The sequence below is a fragment of the Bradyrhizobium uaiense genome (assembly GCF_010811875.1).
Lineage (GTDB): Bacteria > Pseudomonadota > Alphaproteobacteria > Rhizobiales > Xanthobacteraceae > Bradyrhizobium > Bradyrhizobium uaiense.
In genome coordinates, this window is sequence record NZ_VKHP01000298.1 from 1 (window position 1) to 10,193 (window position 10,193).

General features: G+C 59.3%; 9 protein-coding genes and 3 pseudogenes. 5 read left to right on the forward strand and 7 right to left on the reverse strand.

The features are described 5' to 3' along the window. Window positions 1–105, forward strand: a 105-nt coding sequence (locus tag FNJ47_RS40880; RefSeq protein ID WP_163159899.1) for a transposase domain-containing protein, incomplete at its 5' end; no start/stop codon positions are given. On the opposite strand, the gene FNJ47_RS40885 is transcribed toward FNJ47_RS40880, so the two are convergent. The 5 genes and pseudogenes from FNJ47_RS40885 to FNJ47_RS40905 form a co-directional block, all read right to left on the reverse strand. Then, window positions 93–1,010, reverse strand: a complete 918-nt coding sequence (locus tag FNJ47_RS40885) for a hypothetical protein (protein ID WP_236000405.1) — start codon at window positions 1,008–1,010, stop codon at window positions 93–95. The two genes, FNJ47_RS40880 and FNJ47_RS40885, sit on opposite strands and share 13 nt — an antisense overlap. A gap of 848 nt (window positions 1,011–1,858) precedes the next feature. After that, window positions 1,859–2,632 carry a phosphocholine cytidylyltransferase family protein gene (locus FNJ47_RS40890; RefSeq protein WP_163161813.1) on the reverse strand — a complete coding sequence of 258 codons (774 nt, stop codon included), beginning with the start codon at window positions 2,630–2,632 and terminating at the stop codon, window positions 1,859–1,861. Between the two features lie 45 nt (window positions 2,633–2,677). After that, entirely contained in the window at window positions 2,678–3,865 is a 1,188-nt protein-coding gene (locus FNJ47_RS40895) for a pyridoxal phosphate-dependent aminotransferase (RefSeq protein WP_163161815.1), read from the reverse strand. A gap of 12 nt (window positions 3,866–3,877) precedes the next feature. Beyond that, window positions 3,878–4,108 (reverse strand): hypothetical protein, encoded by a 231-nt coding sequence (locus FNJ47_RS40900; protein WP_163161817.1) that lies wholly within the window; start codon window positions 4,106–4,108, stop codon window positions 3,878–3,880. Window positions 4,109–4,118: 10 nt separating this feature from the next. Further along, window positions 4,119–5,082: pseudogene (locus tag FNJ47_RS40905) on the reverse strand (isocitrate lyase/phosphoenolpyruvate mutase family protein). Between the two features lie 721 nt (window positions 5,083–5,803). Between FNJ47_RS40905 and FNJ47_RS54875 the strand changes: the two are divergent. Next, window positions 5,804–5,995: a transcriptional regulator domain-containing protein gene (locus FNJ47_RS54875; RefSeq protein WP_430649467.1), complete on the forward strand. Its 192-nt coding sequence runs from the start codon at window positions 5,804–5,806 to the stop codon at window positions 5,993–5,995. A gap of 232 nt (window positions 5,996–6,227) precedes the next feature. Beyond that, window positions 6,228–6,401 (forward strand): DNA -binding domain-containing protein, encoded by a 174-nt coding sequence (locus FNJ47_RS54055; protein ID WP_347341784.1) that lies wholly within the window; start codon window positions 6,228–6,230, stop codon window positions 6,399–6,401. A gap of 94 nt (window positions 6,402–6,495) precedes the next feature. Here the strand turns inward: FNJ47_RS54055 and FNJ47_RS40910 are convergent, their stop codons facing one another. Further along, entirely contained in the window at window positions 6,496–7,848 is a 1,353-nt protein-coding gene (locus FNJ47_RS40910) for an ISNCY family transposase (RefSeq protein WP_163161819.1), read from the reverse strand. On the opposite strand from FNJ47_RS40910, the gene FNJ47_RS50430 reads away from it, so the two are divergent. Together FNJ47_RS50430 and FNJ47_RS40920 are read left to right on the forward strand one after the other, a co-directional pair. Beyond that, window positions 7,828–8,145, forward strand: coding sequence for a DNA -binding domain-containing protein (locus FNJ47_RS50430; RefSeq protein ID WP_163161821.1), 318 nt, complete (start codon window positions 7,828–7,830; stop codon window positions 8,143–8,145). The two genes, FNJ47_RS40910 and FNJ47_RS50430, sit on opposite strands and share 21 nt — an antisense overlap. Before the next feature lie 87 nt (window positions 8,146–8,232). Next, a pseudogene (locus FNJ47_RS40920) lies at window positions 8,233–9,162 on the forward strand (IS481 family transposase); the annotation flags it as partial. A 2-nt stretch (window positions 9,163–9,164) separates the two neighbouring features. On the opposite strand, the pseudogene istA reads toward FNJ47_RS40920, so the two are convergent. Continuing rightward, window positions 9,165–9,923: pseudogene (gene istA / locus FNJ47_RS40925) on the reverse strand (IS21 family transposase); the annotation flags it as partial. Between the last annotated feature and the right edge of the window lie 270 nt (window positions 9,924–10,193).

A 10,193-nucleotide genomic window follows, 5' to 3' on the forward strand; every position in this document is an offset into this window, starting at 1 on the left:
GACGTCGATCCGCTCGCCTGGCTAACGCAGACCCTCGAGCGCGTCGCCAACCGATGGCCGATCTCCAACATCGATCAACTCATGCCCTGGAATTATAAGCCATGAACGGCTTCGGCTGATCGCTTACAGTTGAGCTGCGACTCAATCCGCTTTAGGCGCGGGAGCCATTGGTCACGTTCGTTCGCGGCTGTTCGAAAATTGATCCAGCGATCGAGTGGGACGACAGCGCCCACGACCTCCTCCTTGCCGACCTTCATCGCACGGCCGAAGGCTTGGTGGGGCGCTCCGTTCCACCAGATTGCCTTGCAAAGCCGTTCACGACCAAGCACGATCGCAGTGGATTGTGGCGCCCGGGTATATTTTCCGCCCGCATAAACCACAAGGTCGGCGCCACATCTGATCCAGCGGTCCGGCATTTCTGGCGAAAGTCCGGCTGCCTCGACGAGAATCGGCACGCCGCCGGCACGGGCGAGAGAGAGGACTGAGCTTATTGGCAAGGCAGACGCAAGCAAGCAGATCATCGCGGCGCTTCCGTCCAAAGCGCCTGCCAGCTTTTCGACAGTGGCAACACTCACAATCTCGCCACCTGCGATACGGATTGCCTGTTCGTAGGAGAACCCCTGGTCAGAGGGGATCAGTACCTTCCTGCGCGGCCCCGATGTTTCCGGCAATCGCAACATCAATTCCGGATTGTTTCCGGCGATGCACGCCGCCGTGGCTAACGCTAGCGTCGCCGCAGTGCCGGCGGTAATCACACCCCATTCGGCGCCCGTGAGTTGAGCGAGCGGTTGACCTGCAGCGTCGGCCAGTTCGTCCATGTCCACGAAAGCTTCTGCAGCCGCGTTCATGGCCGCGATGACTTCGTCACTCGGATTGCTTGCTCCATATAGGGTGCGGACGCCGGCGCATTGAATGAACGGCTCGACGCCAATTTCGCGAAAGATCCAGCCTCGTTCGCGGTCTCGTTGACGCAGATCGCGTCGCTGCAGGAGTTCAGGCTGGATGGTCACGCCAGCCACCTCGACGCAGATACGATGCACGCTCGGACAAACAGTATTTCACGGCCAGGTTCATGATGCCGAGCTGTTTCCGCTTCGGAAGGCGCAACGCTCAAGCAAGGCGTCATAGACAGGGACATGAGAGGTCCTCCTATAAGGAACCGTACCACGCGCTTCGATCATGCCTGCCTCCACACGGTTCGATAATCTGCCCATAGCTGTCGTCAAAGAGACCGGTTCGCCAAGGCAGCCGAAGGAAGCTACCGCGAAGATGCTGATGGCCACATACATTACCGGGCCGGGTGAGGGCGCGAATGGACGCCACGTGAGCGGCCGCAAGCAGCAGGAAGCAGATGTTCACGAGCCACTCGAATAATTCGGCACTAATAGAAGGCTGGAGGAGGAACAAGAGAGCCAATAGCGGAACGTCGTACGACAGGGGTACACCGAGGAAGTGCCCATCGGACGATCGGCCGAAATTTGCAAAATAGCTTAGCCTGATTGCTCCTGCCACGAGTAGAGCAGTGGCGGTCGCCAGGGAAAGGATGAAAGCGTGGCTGAGCTGAATCACGATCGCGGAGGGCAGAAGGCTCCATAGATAATGTCTCCGAAGCCATCCAGGCTCTTGCCCATTTTCGCAGCGCCCCGATCACGGTTCGGCGTGCGGGTGGCCACGATTCCGTCGAGGTGATCTGCTAGCACAGCCCAAAGCGCCGCTGCCACTGACAGCTCAAGGTCTCCGGACAGAGCGAGGAATAGGTTGACGGAAGAAAAAACAAGCCCCACCGTGATGGCGTTTGCCGGATCCCAAAGGTATCTTAGCATTGGCACCTCGCTGGTCCTTGGTCCTGCTGGTCATACTATTGGCGAGTGCCGTGCGCTGGTGAGAAGATACACTCTGCGATGTGCAGATCTTCGATGATGTCGATTTCGCACCACTTGAGATCATCGCATCGCACGGCTGTAAGCTGAAGGCCGCGCCGCTCGACCAGATAGCCAAGAAGCTCCTCAGTGTAAGCCTGCTTGGATCCGGATCCGATAATTTCATTTAGGGCTGGAACAACCGTTTCTTTGAGGGGCGCGCCAGAAAGTCTTAGCAGGTTCATGGTTTTGAATAGCTGCGGCCCGGATGGGACAATATCGGCTGCCGTCTGCTTCATCCGGAAACCTGTGATCAAGCCGTTATCCGACAGAAGAACTGCAGAGCCTTCCATCCATTCATCAAACGGAGCTACTGCTGCCATATCGCTCGCGGAACTGATTAGGCGGCGCAATGCATCTTGCTCGAAGAAGACGTCTCCCTCGAGGAGAAGGCAATCTCCCGAAAGCAGTGCGTCACGCGCCAGCCACAGGGAATATGCGCTGCCGGTATGATCGAATTCTGTCGATTCGACGTAGTTGATGTCGATCCCGCCGAAGCGGCTGCCACAGGCGTACTGGATGGCGTCCTTGCGGTAGCCGACGACAATCGTCACCTCACCGATTCCGACGGCGTCCGGGTTCCGCAAGGCGGTATGCAGGATTGGCAAGCCGTTGACCTCGACGAGTGGTTTGGGCCGTAGATCCGTCAGCGGCCGCAGACGTGAGCCAATGCCCGCTGCAAGTACGACAGCGCGGCGAGGAAATCCGGGCATGGTACGAACCCTCATAGTTCCAAGGACGGCGAATTCTCCAGGACTTCATTTCCACGTGTTCAAAGTTGCGGATAGGCGCCGCAAGCCCTTGTCGAGTGAGCCAAGATCAACTCCATAGGAGAGCCGGACCCCGTCTGGATCGCCAAAGACCGTGCCAGAAACCGTCGCGACGCCAGCGTCCATCAGCAACGCATTAGCGACCTCATGAGCGTCGAATTCCGGTCCGGGCCCCTTGATGCTTCGCCGCCACTGTTTGAGATCGAGATAGAAATGGAAACCGCCTTGAGCTGCCGGTGGAGGAATCGACTTCAGCGTTGAGAGGACCGCCAGCCCCAGCGTTCGTGCTTCGCTGACCTGACGTTGAAGTTTCTGTTGGAAGGCGGCATCACCGGACTCCAAATGATGGAGCAGTGCATGCTGGGAGATGACGTTTGGACTGCAGGACGTATCGCGTTCTAGCGCCAGCGCGGCGCTGATGACTGCTGTTGGACCGGCGAGATAACCGATCCGCCAGCCGGTTAGGGCCAGAGATTTGGAGAACGAATTGACGATTAGGATGCGGTTGCGCGCTGCAGGAGCGACCGAGACGAGGGAATGATGAGTGTGGGGAGCATGGGCGAAAGCCCCGTAGCATTCATCGAAGACAATCCACAGATCTCGGTCAGCAGCAAGCCGGGCAATTTCCGCAAGGGTATCGTAATCGTAAATCGTGCCCGTAGGATTGTTCGGTGTGTTGACCACGATCACTTTGGTCTTTGACGTGACCGCCGAAGCCAGATCTGAAAGCTTCGGGACGTAATCGTTGTATCTTGTCTCGATGAAGATCGGCACTCCGCCTGCCAACCGAACCTGCGCAGGGAAGGAACTCCAATGTGGGGCTGGGATGAGTACCTCATCTCCAGGATTCAGAAGCACCATAGCTGCGATGAAGAGAGCGTGTTTGGAGCCGCTCGTAATTGCGACTTCGTCCGCCGACCAGGATTGACCAGTGTCGGCGGAAATTCTGCGGGCGATTGCGCCGCACAGCTTCGCCGAGTTCTCTATCTCGGTATTGCAGTTATTGCGATTAATCGCGATGATCGTGCCTTCCCGCACCATTGGCGCCAAATCACTCTGGATCTCCTCTTTGGTCAAATCGATTAATTGGTCGCCGCTCGCGGCAGCTGCTCTGACCGCAGATAATGCGGCAGCAGTGTCTGGGTATTTAAAGATGGCTGTTCGCTCCGCCAGCATGCATGTTCTCCGTCAATCGGGCATGTCATCATCGACGCTGCGAGGCCAAACTTGTCCAGTGCGCAGAAGGACAATTTGCTGAAGCTGAAGGGTATGTTCATCAATCAATTGACGGTTGTCGGTGCTTGGGACTACCCAGAGGGCCGAGAAATTGCTGCCGAAGCATGCCATCAACTTCCGTCCCAGGGCGAGCTGCCAGTCATCGTGCGTCCTTGCGCCGGATTGTACGGCAGACGGCTTCATGTCAATCGTCCTACGCAATCGCTGCCGGGTCTGAATACAACGCGTCGGGTCGCCGGTCAGCTAGGTATCGAGCTTCCGCTCGGACCAGTTCGTCGTATCTTAGCAGTTCGAAGATCTCATCAAGCGTCGCAATATTAGGTTTAATGCTCGCAGTGTTCTCTTCGGTCATAATTCGATGACAGAATTGGCGCATCGCCGCTATTGCCGGTCGCATCGAGTGATTGGCCCAGATCACCGTGGAGATGTGCGCTTAGCGATACACAGAAGCTGATGTTCGGTAATATTTCGTAGGAACGATTACGACCGGTAATTTGCTCTGCAACGCGTGCAAACGCAAGGACCTCATCTGCGGCACTCATTCGGGAGTGTATTAGGATTGCGTCGGTTCCCGCGTCAGCATAAGCGTGAGCGCGCATAATCGCCTCATCCATCCCTTTACCGCCAATCGGTGCCTCGATCCGGGCCACAAGGACGAAGTTCTCGGCCAGTGCATCCTTAACTGCGCGCAGGCGCCCGCAGATTTCGTCGACATCGGCGAGCGGATGCCGATCGCCGACGAACAAATTCATTCTGGGAAAGCAGCTGTCCTCCAGCGTGACGCCGGCTGCGCCGCGTTGATGGAGCTTGCGCGCCAACAGACGAGCATTGTTGAAGTTCCCGAAGCCGCCATCACCGTCGACGAGGACGGGGAATTGAGTTGAGGCTACGATCCGTTCGACACTGTCGGCGAGTTGGCTCCAGGACGCTTCGTTCCCGTCACGATAACCGAGAGAGCAGGCGATCGACAAACCGGATGCCCAGAGCCCTTTGAAGCCCGCGCGCTCGGCGATTGCGGCGGAGAGGCCGTCGTGCGCTTCCATAAGGAAGGAGAGCTGGCAGCTGCAGCAGATCTCGGACCGCAACTGTTCTGCGATTGACAAATCGGCGGAACGTTCATGGCGATTGGCTATGACAGATTGAGGTTGATCTTGCATGCCAATTCCTTGGGCGCTTGAACTGCTGACGTTCATGCGGTGAAGGTGGCACTCCTCTGTCACATGAATCAATTGCGAAGGTTGGTAGTTGACCGGCCCCCGCCAAAATGGCCGGAGCTAGGTATTGGGAAATCTGATCGATACTGCATGCCTGTGCCGGTGCCTGCGCGAATAATAGTTCTGCTCATCCGCCCGGGTCCGACGGACTAATTGAACATTGGGAGTCCGACAATGTAGAGGGCTAGGTCCTTGCCGCGCCGATCGGCAGGGCATCGTGCCGAGTTGTCGCCTTCTTACGAAGCCCCCGCAGACTTAGAGCGCGCTCGTTGACCCTATGTTGATCCTGACGGGTGAGCCAGAGAAAACCAGGAGGTTCAGCTGAGGCGGACGCCTTAGCAGCCAAATGAGCCGGTCTCGAAGCTATGAGGCTGGTGAGTGAAAGACATTACCGATTCTTCGTGCTCGGGAGCCTATTGATAGGCGTTGTTCCGATCAGCTGAGAGCAAGCCGCGCGTCAAGCCTCGCGATCACCTCCACCTAACTACCGTGATGGGGAGAGTGACAGTAGGTAAGCGGAAGTGAGTTCATCCAAATCGAAAAAGTTAATCATTCCATCGCGGAAATGCATCAGAAGTGGGATGGTGCGCGACTGCAACCACAAATAGTCACAACCCTGCGGCTAGCTTGCACGTGCATTCAGAGCATGCGGGGAAATTGTGCGATGTCAGGTGCCGACTGGAGATCAGAGAGCGCATACCACCAAGCCAAGCAGGCAGAGGCGGCCGACGTGGCCTGGGAGTGGTTGCGCCGCGATTCCGAATATCAAAAGGACTTCGGGTCTCGGCTCAGGAGCAAACAATCCGGCGCGACGGATCACTTCCGGCGGAAGTGGAGACTTACGTTTTCCGGCTGATCCGCAAAAAGCATTCGACAAACAGGCTCTTTTCTGGTCGCCTGAGGCGCATTCGACTGTGCTGATCGTCCGCGCGGCGGTGTGCTCAATTGTGTCTGAGCCGTCTGGCCTTATGTTCACCGACCTGGCGGGCAGCGAGCTGCGTGAAGCACCGGACGGATGGCATGTTATCGTGCCGCTCGGTGGAGCGAAGCATGGGCTCTGGTTAAGAGAACTCCCGCCGATTGGATCAATGCTGGCCGTCGACTTGCCACTCGACCGTAACTTCGACCTTCGTTTACGGGCCGCCCACCGGTTTTGGTTAGCACTCGAACGGCGTCCCGTCGGATCGCCTCCTCTTGCTCAATCGACTGGAGTTCGGGATCGGCACATCCTCGCTTTACGTGCAGTGGACGGGTGTCCGTAGCGTGAAAATGTCGTGTTTTTGTAGCTCGTGATCTGTCGCCTTCGTTTCTGATTTGCAGGGGAGCCGGAAGGCGGGAATGGCTTTCCCTGATTGATCATGCCACGGCTGTTGTGGCGGCTTTAGCTGTGTGGGTGAGTTTCTTTGTTCGACTTGAAGCCCGTTTCTCCGTCCCGACCTGCGCTTTCTCGACGGCGGGGCGCGCAGGAGCGGTCAAGGACGCGCGCTTGCGCGCCCGCAAGGGCTTGTCCTTGACGGCTCCGAGCACGCCGCCAGGCTGAGGCGCGTCGGGGCTGATCTGCTGTCCGTCAGGGGCAAACCTCGCCAATCGATGCGGTCCCAGGAACACGCTGACGGTGCCATCGGGATACTCATGGAGCCGCACCACGGCCTTGACGAAGTGAGGCCTCAGCCGGCTCTCCGGCAACTGCAGCCGCCGACCGTTCCATGCCACGGTATTGTCGTTGGCAACGGTTCGCTCCTCGATCACGCACAGCGCCTCGCGCCAGGCCTCATGCCGATCGGCCACGAACGCCGTGCCTTCCTGATCGGGCTTGATCGCAAACGCGGCGTTGTGCCCGGGGATGTAATGCGCCTTCAGCCACGCGTTGGCAGCCTCAACCGTCGTGATCCCGGCAAGCCGCAGCTCCTTCGGCAGCCGGTCCTGCAAGGTGCCGAACACCCGCTCGGAGCGCCCCCGCGCCTGCGGCGAATAGGCCGCGATATGCTCGATCCCCAGATGCGATAAGGCCCGTCCCACCTGGGTTTGTTGCGTCTTCGAGACCTTCTCGCCAGCTTTTGGGGTCAGGAAATAATGGCTGCCGCGGTCGGTATAGAGCGCGCAGAACAGGCCATGCTCGCCAATCACCTCGCCCAGGGCCAGGAACGTCGAGGCCGTGCCTTCTTCCTCGACCAGCAGCATCGAGTAGATCTCACTCGTCGCATCGTCCATCGTGACGATCAGGTCCATCGCCGGAAGACCTTCGATCCAGACATGGCGCGATCCGTCCTGGTGCAGCAGCATGCCCCGGAGCGGCCGGCGCGGGCGCTTCTTGCGGTGCGCCGAACGCTTCGGCGCCTTCCGCACCAGGCCTGCCGCCTGCAGGGCGAGCTTCGTCACCGTATAGCCCAGCACATAGTCGTGCCGCTTTTGCAGCTGCTCGTGGAAGTGCTTCACCGTGAAGTCCGCGTACTTGTCCCGGAACAGTCCCAGCATCCGTTCCAGCTCTTCCTGTGGGGCCCGCCGTGGCGAGCGCCGCCCCAGCCGGCGGTCGACCAGCCCGCCATCGCCCTCCGCCTCATAACGCTCCGCCCACCATTGGAAGGTCCGAACACTGATCCCGAGAACCTCCGCAGCAGCCTCCTGCGTCAGTTCCCTCGCCTCCGTCCGTTCCAGCAAATCTGAAAACCGCATCCGTCGTACACCCTCGTGAATGGATGCCGTGCCCATCGCGCCCCCTTTGCTCCGGGCACCAAAAACACGACACTTCACGAGCTACAAACAGGCGACAGATCACGAGCTACTGACATACGTGCAGTGGACGGGTGGCTGGAAGGCAACGGCTATCGTAACGTCGCGCAAGTCCTTTTTGGCAAGGCGCGGCTTCCCGATCGAGGTTGGAAAACACACGATCTGCGCAGCCGAACCCTTCGTTTAGTCAAGATGGGGCTCCGCCTAATGCGGGGCGGCTATCGTGAGTTGCTCCGTCACAGGAGCAAAGACAAGCACACGACCCCCAAGCGCTAGGTGTTTAGTCCCAAGCTTTGATGGTGCATTCTTGTCGCACGATTCGAGGGATGCGCTATGGGATAGGTTTTACACGGCTGCGCCACCATGACGGAGGCGGTCCGTCGAGCAATACAAAATAGTCAAGAGAGCCTGAGAGCCCTCGCCAAGCGCTACGGGATCAACCAGAAGACTGTCGCGAAGTGGAAGCAGCGCGAGACTGTCGCCGATCGTTCGACAGGCGCCAAGGAAGCCAAGTCGACAGTCCTTTCCATCGAGGAGGAGGCGATCATCGTCGCGTTCCGGCGGCATACGCTGCTGCCGCTCGACGATTGCCTCTATGCGCTGCAGCCAACCATCCCGCATCTGACGCGGTCATCCCTGCATCGCTGCCTCCAGCGCCACGGCATCAGCCGATTGCCGGAGGTGGAAGGCGGCAAGCCTTCGAAGAAGAAGTTCAAGGCCTATCCGATCGGCTATTTCCACATCGACATCGCTGAGCTCCAGACCGCTGAAGGCAAGCTCTACCTCTACGTCGCAATCGATCGCACCAGCAAGTTCGCCTTCGTGCAGCTGGTCAAGAAGACAGGAAGGACCCCAGCCTCGGCCTTCCTCGAAGCTCTGATCGCGGCTGTCCCCTACAAGATCCACACGGTTCTCACCGACAATGGGATCCAGTTCACCTTCCCGCCGCGCTACGCCGACGGCCCAACGGCAAGATACGTGATGCATATGTTCGATATGCGATGCCAGGAAAACGGGATCGAACATCGGCTGGCCAAGATCAAGCATTCCTGGACCAATGGCCAAGTCGAGCGCATGAACCGCACGATCAAGGAAGCGACCGTCCAACGCTACCATTACGATCGACACGATCAGCTCGAAGCTCACCTTGCCGACTTCATCACCGCCTACAACTACGCTCGGCGGCTGAAGACCCTGAAGGGCCTTACACCCTACGAATACATCTGCAAATGCTGGACTTCCAAGCCAGAACGATTCAAACTCAACCCGCTCCAGCAAATGCCGGGATTGAACACATCTTCCAGTGCCCGCTTGAGATGGTCGTGCGCGCTCTCGATCGAGCCGTTCTCATGTGCGACGCCCGCATTGTTGCGCGTTGGCGCCATGCCATAGTGGCCCATCAGCCCGGCGTAGCGCTGCGTCAGATCCTCCCGTGCGTCGGCGGCCAGATTGCGGAACGCTGCCGACAGGCTGTCGCTGCGATGCTCCCGCGGCACGCCGCCAAGCGCCCACAGCGCGTTCTGCAAGCCCTCCGCCGGGGCGACGAAGCTTTCGCCGCCGAGCACGACATGGGCATGCTCGAAGCCGGAGAACGCCAACCGGAAGTGATAGAGCCGATGATCGAGCGGCTCACCCGCGATGGTAATACCGAGCGCGCTCACGTCGGTGAAGTCGGACAGACCCAGGCGGCCGGGCTCGAGCTGCTGGCGGAAGATCACGTCCTGTTCGGGGCCGTTGAGCGCCCGCCAGGCGTTGATGCGCCGCTCCAGCGTGCAGCGGATGTCGGCGCAGTTCGTCCAGCACGCCGATCACGCGGATGCCGGGCGCAGCCTTCATGATCGGAACGATCTCGGCCTCCCAATACTGCGCGAGGGGATCGGACCGGCGCCGGCCCCTCGGCGTCTTCTTCTGCGATGGCGGGCGACAATCGCCCTCGATTCGATACGCGCTTGCCTTCGAGAACCCCGCCTTGGCCGCGGCGGCTCGGGGGACAGTGTCTGTCGGTAGGTCATGTACAGGCTCATCTGGTGGTCGGTGATGTGGAGGCCAGGCAAGGCATCGATTCCCTCTTGTCGAGACGCATCAACAGCTCGCGCCAGCCGCACCCGGCCGCCAGACGGGTCCAAAAACGCGCGACGCCGATGGGGTCGGTCCTCCGGTCGGGCTACCCCCCAATCGGCGCAGTCTCACCTTGATTGGGTTCTTCCGCATATTTGGTGCAGGGTGCAGGATTCACGGACGGTGCGAATACGGGCATAAGGTCGGAATCGCAGTTGACGCCGTGATTCGCCTTGCTCCAAACCTTCCGCTCACTGGTTTCCCCC